This is a genomic window from Paenibacillus sp. FSL H7-0714 (genome assembly GCF_038003765.1).
In the GTDB taxonomy this organism is placed as follows: domain Bacteria; phylum Bacillota; class Bacilli; order Paenibacillales; family Paenibacillaceae; genus Paenibacillus_AQ.
Window position 1 is genome coordinate 549,296 of record NZ_JBBOPT010000001.1, and the last position, 17,573, is coordinate 566,868.

General features: G+C 45.1%; 15 protein-coding genes. 11 read left to right on the forward strand and 4 right to left on the reverse strand.

Going from position 1 to position 17,573, the window contains the following annotated elements:
* Positions 1 to 31: 31 nt before the first annotated feature.
* From NST34_RS02445 to NST34_RS02490, 10 genes are all read left to right on the forward strand, one after another.
* Complete coding sequence (locus NST34_RS02445; RefSeq protein WP_341127065.1) at positions 32 to 2,044, forward strand: choice-of-anchor A family protein; 2,013 nt, start codon at positions 32 to 34, stop codon at positions 2,042 to 2,044.
* A 172-nt stretch (positions 2,045 to 2,216) separates the two neighbouring features.
* Positions 2,217 to 3,152, forward strand: coding sequence for an alpha/beta hydrolase (locus NST34_RS02450; protein ID WP_076300179.1), 936 nt, complete (start codon positions 2,217 to 2,219; stop codon positions 3,150 to 3,152).
* A gap of 729 nt (positions 3,153 to 3,881) precedes the next feature.
* Positions 3,882 to 4,271, forward strand: a complete 390-nt coding sequence (locus tag NST34_RS02455) for a NusG domain II-containing protein (protein ID WP_042184493.1) — start codon at positions 3,882 to 3,884, stop codon at positions 4,269 to 4,271.
* Positions 4,255 to 4,812 (forward strand): Gx transporter family protein, encoded by a 558-nt coding sequence (locus NST34_RS02460; RefSeq protein WP_042123757.1) that lies wholly within the window; start codon positions 4,255 to 4,257, stop codon positions 4,810 to 4,812. The genes NST34_RS02455 and NST34_RS02460 overlap by 17 nt, the downstream gene beginning before the upstream one ends.
* 29 nt (positions 4,813 to 4,841) lie before the next feature.
* Positions 4,842 to 5,696, forward strand: a complete 855-nt coding sequence (locus tag NST34_RS02465) for an ATP-binding cassette domain-containing protein (protein WP_341127066.1) — start codon at positions 4,842 to 4,844, stop codon at positions 5,694 to 5,696.
* Positions 5,687 to 6,592: an ATP-binding cassette domain-containing protein gene (locus NST34_RS02470; protein ID WP_042184495.1), complete on the forward strand. Its 906-nt coding sequence runs from the start codon at positions 5,687 to 5,689 to the stop codon at positions 6,590 to 6,592. The genes NST34_RS02465 and NST34_RS02470 overlap by 10 nt, the downstream gene beginning before the upstream one ends.
* A complete protein-coding gene (locus tag NST34_RS02475) occupies positions 6,585 to 7,376 on the forward strand; it encodes an energy-coupling factor transporter transmembrane component T family protein (protein WP_042184497.1) in 792 nt (263 codons plus the stop codon). Before NST34_RS02470 ends, NST34_RS02475 begins: the two co-directional genes overlap by 8 nt.
* A 43-nt stretch (positions 7,377 to 7,419) precedes the next feature.
* The gene (locus NST34_RS02480) at positions 7,420 to 9,345 is read left to right on the forward strand and encodes a peptidase U32 family protein (RefSeq protein ID WP_341127067.1); all 1,926 of its coding nucleotides are present in this window, start codon (positions 7,420 to 7,422) and stop codon (positions 9,343 to 9,345) included.
* A gap of 97 nt (positions 9,346 to 9,442) precedes the next feature.
* Positions 9,443 to 10,729, forward strand: coding sequence for an aspartate aminotransferase family protein (locus NST34_RS02485; RefSeq protein ID WP_341127068.1), 1,287 nt, complete (start codon positions 9,443 to 9,445; stop codon positions 10,727 to 10,729).
* Positions 10,730 to 10,768: 39 nt separating this feature from the next.
* Positions 10,769 to 11,653 (forward strand): UbiA-like polyprenyltransferase, encoded by an 885-nt coding sequence (locus tag NST34_RS02490; RefSeq protein ID WP_076300130.1) that lies wholly within the window; start codon positions 10,769 to 10,771, stop codon positions 11,651 to 11,653.
* Between the two features lie 652 nt (positions 11,654 to 12,305).
* Here NST34_RS02490 and NST34_RS02495 read toward each other — a convergent pair.
* The 4 genes from NST34_RS02495 to NST34_RS02510 form a co-directional block, all read right to left on the reverse strand.
* Positions 12,306 to 13,286: a polyprenyl synthetase family protein gene (locus NST34_RS02495; RefSeq protein WP_076285941.1), complete on the reverse strand. Its 981-nt coding sequence runs from the start codon at positions 13,284 to 13,286 to the stop codon at positions 12,306 to 12,308.
* Between the two features lie 17 nt (positions 13,287 to 13,303).
* A complete protein-coding gene (locus NST34_RS02500) occupies positions 13,304 to 13,753 on the reverse strand; it encodes a hypothetical protein (protein ID WP_042184507.1) in 450 nt (149 codons plus the stop codon).
* 244 nt (positions 13,754 to 13,997) lie between these two features.
* A complete protein-coding gene (locus NST34_RS02505) occupies positions 13,998 to 15,878 on the reverse strand; it encodes an FAD-dependent oxidoreductase (RefSeq protein ID WP_042184509.1) in 1,881 nt (626 codons plus the stop codon).
* A 48-nt stretch (positions 15,879 to 15,926) separates the two neighbouring features.
* Positions 15,927 to 16,817 (reverse strand): FMN-binding protein, encoded by an 891-nt coding sequence (locus NST34_RS02510; RefSeq protein ID WP_076285940.1) that lies wholly within the window; start codon positions 16,815 to 16,817, stop codon positions 15,927 to 15,929.
* Between the two features lie 447 nt (positions 16,818 to 17,264).
* On the opposite strand from NST34_RS02510, the gene NST34_RS02515 reads away from it, so the two are divergent.
* Positions 17,265 to 17,468, forward strand: a complete 204-nt coding sequence (locus tag NST34_RS02515) for a CsbD family protein (RefSeq protein WP_042184513.1) — start codon at positions 17,265 to 17,267, stop codon at positions 17,466 to 17,468.
* The last annotated feature ends 105 nt before the right edge of the window (positions 17,469 to 17,573 follow it).

Sequence of the window (17,573 nt, forward strand, 5' to 3'; positions counted from 1 at the left end):
ATATAAATCCTAGATATAGGAGGTGTGCTTTTTGAAAAGAAGAATGAAACCGCTGCTAGCACTAATATTAGCGGGGATTTTGACAGTAGGTAGTGGTCTTTCTGGAGGTCATTTGGTAAATGCGGCTGGGGAGGTGCTTCCCTATACTCCTACACCTGTGTTAGGTATTGCAGGGAATTTTAATACTTTTATTTTTGGGGATTTCAAACAATCTAATGATCAGGTTCATGGGCGCCTTGCGGCCAAAGGTAATATTACTTTGCAGAATTACGGCGTATCCAAGGATAATCCAGGTGGAGATGTTCTTATTGCTGGTAATGACATCAGTTTTACTAATGGGACTGTTCATGGAGCATCCGTTTATGGTGGTGTTTTTTCCAGCAACGGTGTAGATCTTAAAGAACCAGCGAGAAAAGGGACTCCTATTGATTTTGATGCTGAAGAGCAATTTCTTATTGGACGTTCTAATGAATTCTCTTCGCTTGCTACAATAGGAACTTTCAAAAAGGAATATGGGAAAATAACGATTGATGCTCCGGAACCATTTAACGTTCTTAATCTTAGTGCTGCCGATTTCGCTGGTGCTAATGGCTTACAGTTTAATATTGCAAATAGCGCCACAGTTATCATTAACGTTAGCGGAAGTTCAGTTAACATTCCAAGCTTTCAAATCTGGGGAGGTAGCCCTAACAAGGTATTATTTAATTTTTATGAAGCTAGCACTGTTGACATTGGAAGTTTAACAATAGAAGGAACTATCCTAGCTCCGCTTGCAAAAGTAACTTATAATTCCGGTGAACTGCATGGGACGCTGATTGCAAAGGGATTTGCTGGTGGGGTGCAGATGCATTGGTATCCATATGGAGGGGAAGAACCACCTCCAACGCCAACGCCGACCGTGACGCCAACACCAACGCCGACCGTGACGCCAACACCGACGCCGACCGTGACCCCAACACCGACACCGACACCAACCGTGACCCCAACACCGACGCCGACCGTGACGCCAACACCAACGCCGGCCGTGACGCCAACACCGACGCCGACCGTGACGCCAACACCGACGCCGACCGTGACACCAACACCGACGCCGACCGTGACGCCTACGCCGTGCGTGACACCGACACCGAAGCCAACACACACACCAAAGCCAACACCGACACCGAAGCCGACACACACACCAAAGCCAACACCGACACCGAAGCCAACGCACACACCAAAGCCGACACCGACACCGAAGCCAACGCACACACCAAAGCCAACACACACACCAAAACCAACACCAACGCCGACCGTGACACCAACACCGACGCCGACCGTGACACCAACACCGACGCCGACCGTGACACCAACACCGACGCCGACCGTGACACCAACACCAACGCCGATCGTGACGCCAACACCAACGCCGATCGTGACGCCAACACCAACGCCGATCGTGACGCCAACACCAACGCCGATCGTGACGCCAGTACCAACGCCGACCGTGACGCCAACACCAACGCCGATCGTGACACCAACACCAACGCCGACTCCGTCGCCGGAAGTAACGCCAACACCGACACCATCGTCGGAAGTGACGCCAACACCGACATCGTCGTCGGAAGTAACGCCGACACCGACACCTTCATCAGAAGTGACGCCAACACCGACGCCAACGCCGGAGCCTCCGGTGTTCCCGACACCAACACCATCATTTGTAATTGGTACTATCGTTGTTAATGATGATCCTGTGCCGCTGGGCCCTGTAGCTTCGTCGACTCCAGCACCAGTACCAACACCAACACCAATACCAACACCGTCGAGCAACACAGAGGTACTTGTTGATGATGAGGAGATTCCATTAGGACCAGTATTGACAGTAACACCAACGCCGTCACCAGAGGATATTGCTGTAGTGGATGATACAATCCCGCTAGGTAATCCACCTGTGGATGAACTTCCAAAAACGGGAGAATCAAGTTCAGTCCCTTATTATGTAACTGGTCTAGGTTTTGCACTTATTGGATTGCTAATGAGAAATAGATTCTCGAGCAAGAAATAATAAACGGTGTTTGTAGCTTGAATACAAGTTATGCCATGAAGAATAGTAAAGCCGCTTTCGGGACATATTCCGATGGCGGTTTTCTTTTGTTATGATTGTTATATTTTGGCGCATTCTAAGTAGATGTTATACTGATTTACAACGGATATGAGGAAAGGACGGGGAAGATGAATTGGTATGGTTCTTCATTAGCGCTGTCATCGTCATAGGAGCTCTGATCTATGCGGGCTTTTTCTTTTATGGAATTGCTATTAAACGAGCACCGAAGGAATTCCTGAGTAATAATCGTGATTTGAAGGTTGATCCCCCGGTTGCCGGGGCTTCTTGGGGTGAGGGGAAGGATTGGATCTCCAGTCAGAGCTTTGAGAATGTGGAGATTACATCTGAGGACGGGCTACAACTAAGAGGGTACTTGCTCCTTTCGGATCGTGCTGAAGGTCGTACGGCGATTCTAGCTCATGGTTATTCTGGAAAAGGGAAGGATATGGGGGCGTACGCCAAAATCTATTACGAGAGACTGGGCTTTAATATCCTGATTCCCGATGCCAGGGGACATGGGGAAAGCGCTGGGAATTATATTGGTTTTGGATGGCATGAGCGCAAGGATTATTTGCAGTGGATTGAATATATAATAGAAAAGACTGGGCCCAGTGCTCAAGTTGTGCTTCATGGGGTCTCTATGGGTGGTGCTACAGTGCTAATGACCTCAGGTGAAAATCTCCCGCCGCAGGTCAAAGCTATTGTCTCGGACTGTGCTTACAGCTCAGTTAAAGCACAATTAGCCTACCAACTACGGCGTATGTATCGCTTGCCAAGTTTCCCTTTTATTCAAAGTGCGAGTCTAATTACTCGTTTGAAAGCAGGGTATGGTTTTAGTGAAGCGTCTGCCTTGAAACAGGTGAGGAAGGCGAAGGTGCCGATTCTTTTTATTCATGGGGATGCCGATAATTTTGTACCATATAGTATGATGAATGAATTGTATGAGGCATGTCAGAGTCCCAAAGAGAAGTTCGTAGTGCCACAAGCAGGGCATGGGTTAGCTTATGATATGGATAAGACGGGGTATATAAACGTAGTAACAGCTTTTGTGAATCAGTATGTAAATTAGATGCCTTGAACGTAGACAGCGCCCGATATCCGCTAGGTAGCGGTTATCGGGCGCCTATATTTTTCCACACATGGCATGTATCCTTATGTAAGGTTCGTGCAGCCATGCTTTTTCGTTATATTCATCCCCCGCCGTTCGTGAGTAACGGGTGTCTTAATTCCTTGTTATTTCCAGCAGCCGTGTGGCGAGAATAATCCTTCCAATACGACAAAAGCCCTACCTCTCTTTTGCCCTTGCGGCTCCATTGACCGCGCCAGTGTGAATCGGAATGCTATATTTCGAATTTAGTCTCATAAAAAGGAAAGTTTCTGCAAGAAAACATGAAGCCTCTGTGTCCAAATTGCCGAAGTGTAAAATAGTCGGCCTGACATCTTCTTGATGGGGATATACAATATATCGAAAACAAATACGATATAAATATAACACAGTATTGTTTAAAAGGCAAATATAATAATGAATTCCAAGATAAGGGTTGTTTGATATAGAAGGGGAACAAGCAGAGCAAGAGAGAGCGTTTGATTTGAATATATCGTATGCTGGATTATTTGTGGATTAATTCGGAAAAGCTAGAAAGCCAGAGTAAATGGGGCTGTGGGGGTTATTTTGCGTGCCTATTTTGTGAACTGGTCTCTAAAACTTACATTAAACCCCAACATTGATTGAAGGATTGAGGGTAGACCGTTATAATTAATAAGTCTGGATTTTAATTAAAAAATAAGGGAGATTTTTATGAAACGCGCAGATGTGTGGTTGATTTCCATCGTGTTGATTGCTGCGCTCGCTTTTCTCGCACCGAGATGGTTTTCGGACAATGATGATAAAGGTGGGGCCGGTAAAAATCTCGTAGCCAATGTAACGGTGGACGGCGAGTTATTTAAAACGGTAAAGCTTACAAAAGAAGAACAAACCATTGAGGTTCGTACCGAACGTGGCTATAACCTCTTGAAGGTGCATGATTACGGGATTGAAATGTACGATGCCGACTGCCCGGATCAAGTATGCCTAGGTTTTGGTTTTATTACCCTGCCCAAACAGACGATTGTCTGTCTACCGCATAGAGTATTAGTGGAAATCACAAGTGCGTCGGGGGAGGATGATATAGATGCCTATGTCCAGTAGTGAATCTGCAACAGCTTTAAAAAGAACGGTAATTATTGCGATTTTCGCCGCAGTGGCAGTAGTGCTTAGTCTAATAGAAGCGCAGATTCCGTTGTCAGGAATGGGACTGGTGCCGGGTGCTAAACTAGGATTAGCTAACATTATGATTTTGACTTGTATTTACTTTTTACGTGGACGGGACGCATTCCTGCTTGTCATCCTCAAAACGTTGCTTACTGCATTTTTGCTAGGTACTTTTTCAAGCTTACTATTCAGTTTATTCGGTTCGCTGTTTAGCTTTGTTGTAATGTTCGTGTTAATGCTGATTAGTGGCAAAGGCAAGAGTATAAGCTTGATCGGCATTAGTATAGCTGGTGGGATTGCACATAATATCGGTCAGCTGCTGGCAGCTTCTATGGTATTCTCATCCCTTAGTATTTTTTATTATCTTCCCATGCTGCTAATCACTGGAGTAGTAACAGGAATTGCCGTGGGCTATGCAGTCCGTTATTTGGTGGCTTCATTGTCAAAAATATCGTTGTTTGAAGAGTTTTTGGACTGATTAGTCACATCAGCGGAAGGATGACTAACATGAATGAATCAAATGAAGGTCAAGAATTAGAGGGAGAAGGACGAGCTGTCATCTCTCTGGATGGGGTATCGTTTGGTTATGATCCTGAGCATCCGATTCTTCAAAATATAACGTTATCTATTTCTCAGGGACAATGGGTTAGCTTGGTTGGTCCTAATGGCTGCGGAAAGTCTACGCTAGTTAAGCTACTAAATGCTTTGCTGCCTAAGAGTGCTGGCGAGATTGTGGTTAGTGGTATGCAACTGAGTGAGGAAACGATCGGAAGCATTCGGCAATGCATTGGTATGGTGTTCCAAAATCCAGATAATCAGTTTATTGGAGCCACTGTAGAGGAAGATATCTTATTCGGCCTGGAAGGGCTTTGTTTGTCGTACGAAGAAATGGCTGAACGATTACACTCTTATACGACGAGGCTGGGAATAAATCATCTGCTGTCCAAACACCCAGGTGAGCTGTCTGGAGGCCAAAAGCAGCGTGTCGCTATCGCCTCCATTCTTGCTATGGAACCAGGCATCGTCATTTTTGACGAGGCCTCTTCTATGTTGGATGAAGGAAGCAGAAATGATCTTCTTGGTATTTTGCAAGATATGCGAGCGGAAGGAAAGTATACGATCCTTATGATTACGCATGATGCAGATGAGATTTTGGCATCGGATCGGGTGCTTGCGCTGCATGGAGGTGGTTTAGCTGCTGATGTTACACCGGCGGAGCTGTTCCGGGACGAGGAGCTTCTGCAAAAATGCCATCTATGTGAGCCGTATCCTTGGCGTCTTACACGTGAGCTGCAGAATCAGGGCATCCATGTGGATGTTCCCGCCAGTGAAAAGGAGCTTATAGACACGTTATGGCCATAGAATTACAGCAAGTAAGTTATTCCTATGCTGACCGAAGCCTATGGAAGCTGACGGCGCTCCGCGACATTAACCTCAGTGTTCCAACAGGCTCTATGGTTGGTATTGCTGGAGCGACAGGCTCTGGTAAATCGACACTGCTGCAGTTGTTTAACGGGATACTGAAACCAACGGAGGGGACGGTAAAAGTACTCGATGTAACCATCCAAGCGGGGGAGAAATCACCTAAGCTGATGCCGCTGCGCCGTAGAGTCGGATTGGTATTTCAATTTCCAGAACAGCAAATGTTTGAAGATACGGTCGAAAAGGATCTTATCTTCGGTCCTCTTAACTTTGGCATGAGCCTCGAAGAGGCAAAGGCACGCGCAAGACAGGCCATGTTGGATATGGGGCTGGATCTGGCGCTGCTAGAGCGGAATCCTTTTAAATTGAGCGGTGGGCAAATGCGTAAGGCAGCTATCGCCTCCGTACTAGCTATGGACCCTGAAGTCATCGTTCTGGATGAACCGACGGCTACGCTTGATCCCATCAGCCGTGCAGAACTAATCCACTTGCTGGAGCGTTTATGCCGTGAGCAGGGGAGAACGATCATCGTCGTCACGCATCGGATGGATGAGTTATTGCCTTACGCGGACAACTGGCTTGTCCTTAAAGAGGGCAGTACGGCATTTCAAGGCAGCGTAAAGGCACTGGCTGATGACCCTTCGATTCTGGAACAGTGTGGCTTGACGGTTCCGCAGTCCCTTCGTTACTGGCGTGCAGTAGCTGATCGCTTTGGTCTTACGGATGAAGCTCCTCGCTTAACGGCAGAGAGCTTAGCAGAGCTAATCGCTTCGCTGCCATCTGGATCAGGCAACTCTAGCGAGCAGCACGAAGGAAAGAGGGATGGCCATGAATGAGAAGCTAATCATCGGGCGCAGTATTGAGACCGGTTCATGGGTGCATAAGCTAGATGCTCGTGCCAAAATCACCGGAATGCTATTATACGTAGCTGTTATCCTGCTCTCCCGTTCGTGGATGGCTATGGCGCTGCTGGCTATTTTCTCAATAGCGGTTATGGCTTCCACTCGGATTCCGCTTAAATACTTCCTGAAAGCAGCTAAGCCTTTACGGTATTTAATGCTATTTATCTTTATCGTACAGCTGCTGTCTGTGAAGACGGGTGAGGCGGTGCTGACGCTTGGTTCGTGGTCTATTTATGAGGGAGGGCTGAGATTAGGCGCATTTTCGGTCATCCGCATGTTCTTTCTGATCACTTTCACGGCGTTACTTACATTCACCACAACGCCGGGTAAGCTGAATCAAGGGCTGGAGGGGATTTTGGCTCCTTTCAAAAAGTTTGGCTTGAAGCCCGACCGTATCACACTGATGATCAGCATTTCACTTCGTTTCATTCCTACGATTCTAGACGAGTCGCAGATTATCATGAAAGCGCAGGCCTCACGGGGTGCTGATCTGAAGGAGCTACCTTTAAAGGAAAAGGGACGAATGTTAGTGTCCTTGCTGGTTCCGATTATCGCTAGTGCGTTTAGGCGTGCGCAGGATCTGGTATATTCCATGGAAGCTCGTGGCTTTCGTATGGATGCTCCGCGTAGCCAGTATCACCGCCTAAGGTGGGGCATATTCGATACTATTTTTATTACTATGTTTATTGTAATGGGGATTGCAGTAGCTTTGGTGTAAAGTACAACTTGTATGGAGAGTATCAACTTGGGAGGGAACTTGAATGGCACGTTATTTTAATGGTAGAGAGATTGAATTATTAGCACCCGCAGGAACGTTTGAGATTTTCAAGGAAGTGATCCAGGCACGATGTGATGCAGTTTATTTTGGTGGACCTGTATTGAATATGAGAATGATGCGTAAAGGATATAATCTGTCTCATGAGGAGATCGTAGAGGCACTAGATATTGCTCACCGTCTAGACAAAAAAGTGTATATCACAGTGAATAACCTATTTAGTGAAGAAGATGTGGAAGAGGCTAAAGAATATTTGCGTTTCCTTGATGGTGCTCGTCCCGATGCCTTGATTGTTCAGGATATGGCAGTGCTGGAGCTAATTCGCGAGATGGAGCTTAGTCTTCCTATTCACTCTTCGGTCATGATGAATGTTCACAATCTGGAAATGATCTACGCATTGCGTGATCTGGGTGTAAGTCGTGTGGTTACTTCGCGGGAAATGGATTTGCAGACAGCTAAGCTGCTAGGTCAGCGGAGTGGGATGGAACTGGAGTATTTTATTCACGGGGATATGTGCTCCGTTCACGGTGCGAATTGTTATTTCAGCTCCCATGTATTCGGTATGAGCAGTAACCGTGGGAAATGTATGAAGCCTTGCCGCTGGGATTATCGGGTTAAAAAAGACGGGTATGTATATCCGGCCGAATACCCCCTAGCTGTAAAAGATATGTTCATGTATGAACATCTTCCAGAATTGATTGAATCAGGGATTACCTCCTTCAAAATAGAGGGCCGCATGCGGGATAAGGAGTTTATGGTGATGCTGGCGAATAGCTACGGCGAAGCCATTGACCGGTATATCGATGATCCGATTGGCTTTGATCGTACGGTAGATACGAAAGAGCTTCATAACAACCGTAAACGTGACTTTTCGACGGCGTATGCCTTCGGCAAACCAGGACTGACTAACATTAACCGCCGTTATGAAGGAACTGGTAAATTTTATAGCACTGGAAAAGTATTCAGTACACCAACTGCAGAGCGTGAGCTGTCTGAGAAACGAGTTGAGCAGTTGCGGGAAAGATTGGCTGAGGTCGAGCAACCGAAAAAGACAAAAGCTAAGTTAGCTGTACGTGTGAATAATATGGAACAGGCACGGATGGTCTTAGAGCTTAGTGTAGATAGCCTGTACTTGCCAGGGGATGTATTTGAACCAGATAAACCTTTTACAAAGCGTGACATCAAGGAACTGGGTGAGCTAAAGGGCGATAGCAAAATCTACTTGGGTTTACCACGGATGATGACCGAGCTGCATTTTGACCAATATGATCAATTGCTTGGCGGAGAACGCTTGCCGATTGACGGTATTATCGTTACAAATTTAGGAGCTATTCGTCGTTATAACAATACAGGCTATCCGCTAATTGGGGACAGTAACTTAAATGTATACAATCATCTTTCAGCGCAATTATATGCTAACTTAGGTTTAACTCAGCTTTCGGTATCGCCAGAAATGACGCTAGAGCATTTTGCTACCTTTGCCTCTCGTTGCAAAACGCCTTTGGAAGTTGTTGTTCATGGTACACCTGCACTAATGTATATGGAACATGATCTTTATGAGAATACGGAGTTAATGGAGCCTATTGCTGAAGAGGATAATCAATATGTGCACAATAATGTATTGGTACTAAAGACAGATCAAGGCGAGAATCCGGTATATCGTGATCAGCACGGCCGTTGCCATCTTTTATTCGCAAAAGAGCTTTGCTATTTACCTTTGTTGAGTGAGATGAGTGGACTAGGGATATCAAGCTTCCGTATTGAAGGAGCAACCTATAGCGTCGAACAGCTACGTGAAATTATTGTTTCTTATCAACAGGCAATCAACGGATCTGATAGCAGGGATGACATGCTGGGCGGCCTTAAGCCAGTCTATGCTGGTTATACTTTGGGCTCGCTACAGTTCAACTAATTGTATTTTAATGGGAACTAAATATCGCCTAGTGATAGGGCGGTGCACAGGACTCTATGAATAAGTTACTATTTTCACAAAAAGGAGAGAACCCTTCATGGAACAACAAGACTTCATCGGAAGAGAAACAGTAGCAGCCAAACGTAAGCAATATTTCTATCCTTGTACACAGCATTTTTACCGTGATGCACCTCAGCTTGTTCGTGGTTCAATGCAGTTTGTTTATGATGAAAAAGGAAAGTCCTATACGGATTTCTTCGCTGGCGTATCCGTAGTCGCATGTGGTCACTGTAATCCGGCTATAACAGTACGCACGATTGAACAACTGCAGCAGCTGCAGCACACGACAACCATCTATCTAACTCAACCGAGTGTAGATTTGGCAGAGCGTTTGGAAGAGGTTATGCCGGGTGGACTACGACGGACCTTCTTTGTTAACAGTGGTTCTGAGGCTAATGAGGGAGCTCTGCTGCTCGCTCGGATGTATACGGGACGTAAAGGGTTTATAGCGCTGGAGAGTGGCCTGCATGGCCGTACCAATCTAACTATGAGTGTGACAGGCCTGCCTATGTGGCGTACCGATAAATACTTGGATCATGACGTTGAGTTTATTCCTCGCCCTTATCATCCGGATTTATCGCTGGAGGAAGCGGCATCGTTATCCCTGGAATCGCTAGAGCGGGTGCTTGAAGAGAAGGGGAATACTATCGCTGCCATGATCGTAGAGCCAATCCAAGGCAACGGCGGAATGACTATGCCAACCCGAACCTACTTCCGTGATGTAAAAGCATTGTTAGAGAGATACGGTGTACTCCTAATCGCTGATGAAATCCAAACTGGATTTGGACGTACTGGTAAGATGTTTGCTATGGAGCATTTTGACGTTGTACCCGATATTATAAGTATGGCCAAAGCACTCGGTAACGGAATTCCAGTTGCAGCCTTCGCTACAACCGATGAGATTGCCCTTGCTCTAAACCGTCCTTCAGCTTCCACATTTGGTGGGAATCCGGTATCTGCTGCAACAGCGCTGGCTGTGCTTGATTATATTCGAGATGAACGGCTTCCTGAACGCTCGGTACAGCTAGGAGAACGATTGAAGGCAGGTCTGAAGGCTTTGCAAGCTCGTTATCCTTCGTTGATGGTTGATGTGCGGGGAACTGGACTAATGCTGGGTGCGGAGCTAACGGGTGTAGATGCTGAGGGTGCAGCGGCACTTACAGATCAAGTGCTGGAGGCGATGAAGGACCGAGGTTATCTAATCGGTAAAAATGGCATAGGACGCAATGTACTAGCCTTCCAGCCACCGATGATTATTACGGAAGAAGATATCGACGGGATGCTTAACGTCCTGAACGAAGTTCTTGCAGACCATAATCATTAATGGACATAAACACAGTAGTGAAGAAAGAGGAATGCACGAATGGCGATTCTAAACATATGTAAAACTGCAGGTCTAAAACTTAAAATGTTCAGCGAATTGGTAATGTTCTCTCATACGCTTTTTTCGCTACCATTTGCTATTATATCGATGGTATGGGCCGCAGGGGGCTGGCCATCGGGACATGTGATGATCTGGGGATTGATTGCATTGATAGGCGCCCGTAATGGCGCCAATGCATTCAATCGGCTGGCGGACCGTACGTTCGATGAACAGAATCCTCGTACGGCACATCGACATCTGCCTCAACGCTTACTGGCGGAAAAAGAAGTTGTTGTCTTTGTTATTGTCAACTATGCCATTTTCATTGTGGCTTCAGGCATGCTTAATTTGCTCTGCTTGATCTTGTCACCGGTGGCTATCGTATTGATATCAACCTATTCCTACACGAAGCGGTTTACCTTTCTCAGTCATTTATATTTAGGATTTGTTATTGCTTCTGCACCGATTGGCGCATGGTTCGCTGTAACCGGAAATATCGCATTTACACCGTTTGTTATCGGTACTGTTGTTATGCTGTGGATTGCCGGATTTGATATTATTTACGGCACTCAGGATATCGACTTTGACCGGCGGCATGGTCTATGGTCTATTCCTAGCTTTTTCGGACTAGAGAACGCGCTGCGCATTGCAAAAGGACTACATTTCATCATGATTATGCTGCTATTGTTCCTATATTTATGGCGTGATCTCGGCTGGATGTATCTGGTAGGGATTGGCATTGCGACGCTGCTCCTGATGACCGAGCATAAGATTATAAAACCATCGAATCGTAAGCTGATGAAGGTGGCTTCTTATAATCTGAATCAGGTGATCAGCATAGTGATTTTATTGTGTACACTGATTGATTTTTTTTATGTTAGCTAGGGAGCAATAAGGCGGTGGTTAGGAAGCAGCACTGCGTGGAATGTTGGACTTTCGATCGCTGTTATTCTCGGATTTCTTTGATTTGAACCGCTATTTGCGGTAGAAATCCGAGAATAGCGTATGCTTTCGAAGTGAGCTTTCCTACGGAAAGCTTTCCGGCGAGCGCTACGCTTCTACAGTTCCAAAATTCCACGCAGTGAAGTCCTAACCATTGGCGCATTGCCTCCAAACTAACAACAAAAGACAACAGCCTACCCAAAAGAGGGTAGGCAATGGGATCGGAAAGCTGGCTACGCGGCTTTCCTTTTTTGTTTTTGTGGGCATCTGCGAGGGGGGCTAGAGCAGTGTGAGAGGGCTGAACTAATCTAAGGTAGACTTATAGGGGAAAACTCCCTATATTTCCGAGCTTAAGTGACTTTCGATCTTGTTATAGGGAAAGTCTCCCTCTAAATTGGCTGATTAGTCTATAAACCATACAAATTCAAGTTTTTAGAGGGAGGAATTCCCTATATAGTAACGCTAAATCCTGAGGGACTAATCTCCGAGAGCTAAACACGCTCACGGGCGCTGCGCTACGTTCGGCTTGTTTAGCAAGCACACAAAAAAACGGATACCAACCCAAGTGAATGGGGGTATCCGTTTTTGATTGTCCTTAGCGATCACGGTCGGCAAAATATTGCAGCAGCGTATCCAGATCGGCATGCGCCGGATAGGAGGAGAGCTGCTGCACAATCGCTCCAGCCTTATCTAGGTAGTTCTGGCTGAACTGTTCTGCGCGAGCTAAGGCATCGCTTCTCTTAATAAGGGCAAGCACATGTGCCACCTCAGCATCGGAAGAATCAGGGCCGATTGAACGAATCACAGGCGAAAGCTTTGGATCCTGTAATGCATAAAGCACTGGCAGGGTAACCTGACCATGACGCAGATCGCTGCCGGCGGGCTTACCCAGCACAGCCTCAGACTGCGTGAAATCCAGCAGGTCATCTTGTATTTGAAAAGACATGCCTAAGGCTTCGCCAAAGGTATACAGAAGGTTGGCCACTTCCTCTGAGCTTTCGGTGGATAATGCACCCACACGTAAGCAGGTGGCCATAAGAAGAGCTGTTTTGTTTAAGGACTTCTCCAGATACTGCTCCATTGTAATCTCATAATCAAAAGCATGTTCCATTTGCTGATACTCACCTAGACAGAGCTGAGCAGTAGCTACAGAAGATAAGTCATGAACATATTTGTTTTTGTCTCCGGTATATTTGCTTAACAGTTCGATAACCCGAGCGGACATATAATTGCCAATATGCACTGCTGATAGAGTGCCCGTCTTAGTATGTAGGGCGGGTTTGCCCCGCCGTAACTCAGAATCGTCAATGATATCATCATGAATTAATGAGGCAACATGAATAAATTCAGCGGCAGCAGCTAATTGAAGCGCTCTTCGACCCGTATCCTTTCGGCCAAAACGACTGCCAACAATGACCATAAGAGGACGGAGGCGTTTACCTCCAGAATTTATAAGCTCAAGAATACTCTGCCCGAGTTGTGATTTCTTAGGAACATCCTTATCTCGTGCCACAAGATTTACGATTTCACGATTAATTTCATCTATGTCTATGTTTAAGGCCTCATGCAGCTTCATCTTATAGATCCCACCTGTCAAATGGCTTTGCTTGTGCGACTGCGCTGTCTGCACTCTTGAATCAAGAACTGTTCGATTCCAGCCGCTGGATCATGTTCCGCGAAGTCTCCATTTGACCGTCTAATTTGCATTTTTTTGATCGAAGGAGCTAGATAAGCAACTAGGTCGAGCTCACGGCATTTCACCGCAAACTGAAGGTAAAAGCTGTACAAATAATCTCCATCCAAAATGTTGCGTGTAAGGTCGGGATGATGTGGGATACATTCCATATGGCGCTCAGCTGCCAAAGTGAGAATAGTGTAAATACCCAGCAAATTGACTTTGCGGTTGTATTCCAGATCATGGCGTTCTAGTACCGAGATTAGCTGCTCACATGCAGCCGGAGAGGGATTAAGCTCAATTCCGGCAATAGGTGACATTTCAGTATGCAACAACCGGAGGGTATCTTCTATGAGTTGTTTGTTCACAAGATTCTCTCCTTCTTGTCGGTTTTGCCGGAAGAAACCATACCCCTGATCATCCCTACAAAACCATTCATTAAAGAATAAATTGACCATTTCCTGATATTAGGAAGATTATTTTCTTCTTGTAAATAAGGAGAGTAATGTGTCCTAGGGACACATTACTCTGAAGTACATCCATATTTAGCTTACTGACATGCAATCTACATATTTTCTTTAAAATAAATTACACGAATTCAGGGCTTTATAATCAGTCGGTGTATAGATACCATCGTCTGACGATCGGAACTCTCTTCCAATGTTTCTTAAGCCAAGGAAGTACATAGTAATCTAGGCCAAATGTGCTGCCCGATCCGCCGATGCAGGCGATACCCGCACCAACATACCATAACATTTCTGTAGAAGCCATTTTGGTCGACCAGATCATGACGGACATGGCTATCGTCGCTATAGAAGCAATAGCTGTGAACAGACCAACGATGAGCATAATACCGAACACGATTTCTGCACATACCATACCGATTTGGAACCATTTTGCGAGGAAAGTATAACTTCCGTCGTTGTTGTAGAACATCAAATCCATGAACCAGTTTGTAATATTATATACGAAGCCAGGAACTGGCAATGCTTCAACCGCTTCTTTTGCAGTGGATACTGCTGAAGCTGCAGATTGTGCATCTACTGTTGTTTTAACTGCATCCACCGCTACGCTGGCTGCTGATGAAGCATCCGTTGCAAAAGGAGCGGCTGGAATTAGGAATATCTTGTTAGGATCTACCCAAATTTTCCGTAGCTTATCTATACCTTCATATAACCACATTCCACCAAGCAGCATGCGAAGCGGAACGAGCCAGAAGTTAGGTGAACGCTTGGAGAAGTGTCCGCCCAAGAAGCTCTTACGGTTCTCAACATGGAAGAACTCATGCATCATGTAAGTCCAAACTTTATTGAAGCCTACAACCTGAGACAGGTAGAACATATTGATAAAGTGTTTGGATAACATTGCCATAAAACCAGTAAGCATAAAGAACTTGCCTGGCAAACCAACGTTTGCTACACCGTAGCGGCTACCGATGGATACCATAGTACCGTGGAAACCTGGTTTGTATGCTTTTTTAGCAGTGTTCTGAATGTCAGCTGCAATGTTACCAGCAACGATCGGAGCTGCTTGTTCAGCATTCTCAACCATTTGTGGTACAGGACGAGTTTCACCTTCAGGAATGAAGAAAATGTTGTCCCCTACTACATATACGTTCTTATGATCTACACTTTCAAGGTTCTCATTCGTAACAATACGTTTGCGTCCTTGTTGTTGTACTTCAAGTCCACCCACGATTTCAGAACCTTCAACACCTGCAGTCCAAACAATGGTTTGTGAAGCGACAACATTTTTCTCACCAAGGGCAACACTACCTTCGCCTACTTCAGTGATCTTGGCGCCTGTTACAATTTCCACGTTCAGCTTGCGAAGGTGAGCTTCGGCTTTTTGAATCAGCTTATCTGGAAGGATAGGCAGAATCTTCGGAGCCATATCAGCCACAATCAATCTTACTTCGGATGGGTCGATATAGAACTCCTTGCACAATTCCTCGCGTTGCTCAGCCATTTCCCCAACAAGCTCGACACCTGTAAAGCCGGCACCAATGATAACGAAAGTTAACATTGCACGGCGTACAGTTGGATTTTTCTCCATAGCGGCTTTGGTATACATGTCGCGGATTTGACGTTTCAATGCTACCGCATCATCGTAAGACCAGAAGGAGAAGGTATTCTCTTCTGCACCTGGAATGCCGAAGAAGGTTGGTTTGCTACCTGTACCGATTACAAGGTAATCGTACGCATAGGTAGTTTTATTGGATTTGAGTTTCTTACCCTTGAAATCAATATTGCTGATTTCGTCAAGAACAACATTCACTTTAAGTCCAGCAAAGATTTTCTTTAGATCGATCTTGATTGAATCCTCTGGAGCACGGTTCGCGGCAACCTCATGCAGCTCAGTCAATAGAGTGTGATATGGATTCCGGTCGATCAGTGTGATTTCAACATCTTTGTTTTTCTTAAATTTCTTTGCCAGTTTCTTAGCCGTGAGTACGCCGCCGTAGCCGCCGCCCAAAATGACTATTTTTTTCAAAAGAAATTCACCTCATTCGTCTGATTAACTGCAGAAGGTTATGCGAAATTATTTCGCGCCTTCGAGTGCTTTTTCAGCAAGTGTAAAATATTCACCAACATGAATACTCACGCCGGAAATTGCATCAGTTTTACCTTCAGCTGTAAGTTCTGGAGCAGTACCTTTTTCAAGATAGTATTGCTCAACTTTTGCGATCTCTTCATGCCATTCAGCAGAAGCGCCGCCAGCTTTCATACCGTATTTACCATCGACGGAGAATTGTTTCTTGTCGTCGCCAGCAGCATTTACGCCACTGAATTTAACAGCAACAACATTACCGTTAGCAACAGTCAAGTCAACAGTGGATTTCCAACCGGAGTCTTTATCCATTTCGCCTTCAGCATGGTAACCTCCGTCTTTGTATTGACCAGCTTCAACAGGTCCAGCAGCCAGAGCAGCTTGAGCAGCTTTTACAAAGTCAGATACGTGTACAGATACACCGGAGATAGCATCAGTTTTCCCCTCAGCGTCTAAAGTTATAGCTGCTGGATCTTGTTTTTCAATCAGGAAAGCTTCAGCTTTTGCTGCTTGCTCGTGCCATTCAGAAGAAGCACCACCAGCTTTCATGCCATATTTACCATCTTCAGAAAGTTTTTTCTTAGAGTCACCAGCAGTATTTACGTTAAAAGCGTCCCAGTCAGCCTTAGTAATCTTACCGCCTTCTACAGTCAGAAGCGCATAATACTGCCAGCCAGTTTTAGCGTCGACTTCAGCAGCAGAGTAGTAATTTCCGTCTTTGTACTTAGCCGCTTCAGTTCCAGTGTTAGTGGAATTAGTTGCTGTACTGTTTTCTGTTGGAGCATTAGTAGCCGCCGGTGTGTTGTCTGTGTTGTTACCACAACCTGCAAGCAAACTACCTAAGATAAGGGCAGTCGACAAGATTACTGTTGTTTTTTTCATTTGTTATGACCTCCAAAAATATAGTTTAAAATATATATATTAAAATGTAAAACATTTTAATAGTAATGCGAAGTGATAAAAATCACTTTATAAATGATATTTGTCACTTTAATCTTGGGGTGAAGAGCCAAACTCTAACAGTATCATGACATATATCGGCATACAATAGAAAAAAATTTAATGATGTTGTTTCATCTCCGAGGGCATTCTAGCACATAGAGCAAATAACTCATGTGAAAAAAATCACTTAAAAAATTAAATGTTTAATTTATACATTGATTGTATCAAATTTTAAAGGATTTGAATACCTTTTTTTAAACTATTATTTGACAAATTGTGACTTTCTATAGATTAGGTAAGATTCATGGCGAATAGGACAGGGTAATGTAACGATAACACAGGATAGTATTCTACCCTACTTAATTCAGCTAAGGAGATGAGCATATAATGGACAACAATGTGTTTAAAGGAAAATGGAAACAGCTCAAAGGCGAGGCCAAAAAGCAATGGGGCAAGCTTACAGATGACGATCTTGATGTGATTGATGGTGAAAAGGATAAGTTGGTAGGTAAACTACAAGAGCGCTATGGCCATTCGAAAGAAGACGCGGAAAAAGAGTATCAAAGCTGGGGACGTTCCTACCGTGATTAATTCAAATTAGCTTATACGCTAAGTACCCAAATATAAAATGCATAGGAAGAGCGCAAATCGTATACGATTTGCGCTCTTCCTATGCAACAATTAGGTGTGCGAAGG

What these genes read in the sequence shown, in the direction of transcription:
- NST34_RS02485 (WP_341127068.1), top strand. Translation starts at nt 9,443, where the DNA reads ATGGAACAACAAGACTTCATCGGAAGAGAAACAGTAGCAGCCAAACGT.
- NST34_RS02510 (WP_076285940.1), bottom strand. Translation starts at nt 16,817, where the DNA reads ATGAAAAAAACAACAGTAATCTTGTCGACTGCCCTTATCTTAGGTAGT.
- NST34_RS02495 (WP_076285941.1), bottom strand. Translation starts at nt 13,286, where the DNA reads ATGAAGCTGCATGAGGCCTTAAACATAGACATAGATGAAATTAATCGT.
- NST34_RS02515 (WP_042184513.1), top strand. Translation starts at nt 17,265, where the DNA reads ATGGACAACAATGTGTTTAAAGGAAAATGGAAACAGCTCAAAGGCGAG.
- NST34_RS02465 (WP_341127066.1), top strand. Translation starts at nt 4,842, where the DNA reads ATGAATGAATCAAATGAAGGTCAAGAATTAGAGGGAGAAGGACGAGCT.
- NST34_RS02455 (WP_042184493.1), top strand. Translation starts at nt 3,882, where the DNA reads ATGAAACGCGCAGATGTGTGGTTGATTTCCATCGTGTTGATTGCTGCG.
- NST34_RS02470 (WP_042184495.1), top strand. Translation starts at nt 5,687, where the DNA reads ATGGCCATAGAATTACAGCAAGTAAGTTATTCCTATGCTGACCGAAGC.
- NST34_RS02490 (WP_076300130.1), top strand. Translation starts at nt 10,769, where the DNA reads ATGGCGATTCTAAACATATGTAAAACTGCAGGTCTAAAACTTAAAATG.
- NST34_RS02460 (WP_042123757.1), top strand. Translation starts at nt 4,255, where the DNA reads ATGCCTATGTCCAGTAGTGAATCTGCAACAGCTTTAAAAAGAACGGTA.
- NST34_RS02475 (WP_042184497.1), top strand. Translation starts at nt 6,585, where the DNA reads ATGAATGAGAAGCTAATCATCGGGCGCAGTATTGAGACCGGTTCATGG.
- NST34_RS02480 (WP_341127067.1), top strand. Translation starts at nt 7,420, where the DNA reads ATGGCACGTTATTTTAATGGTAGAGAGATTGAATTATTAGCACCCGCA.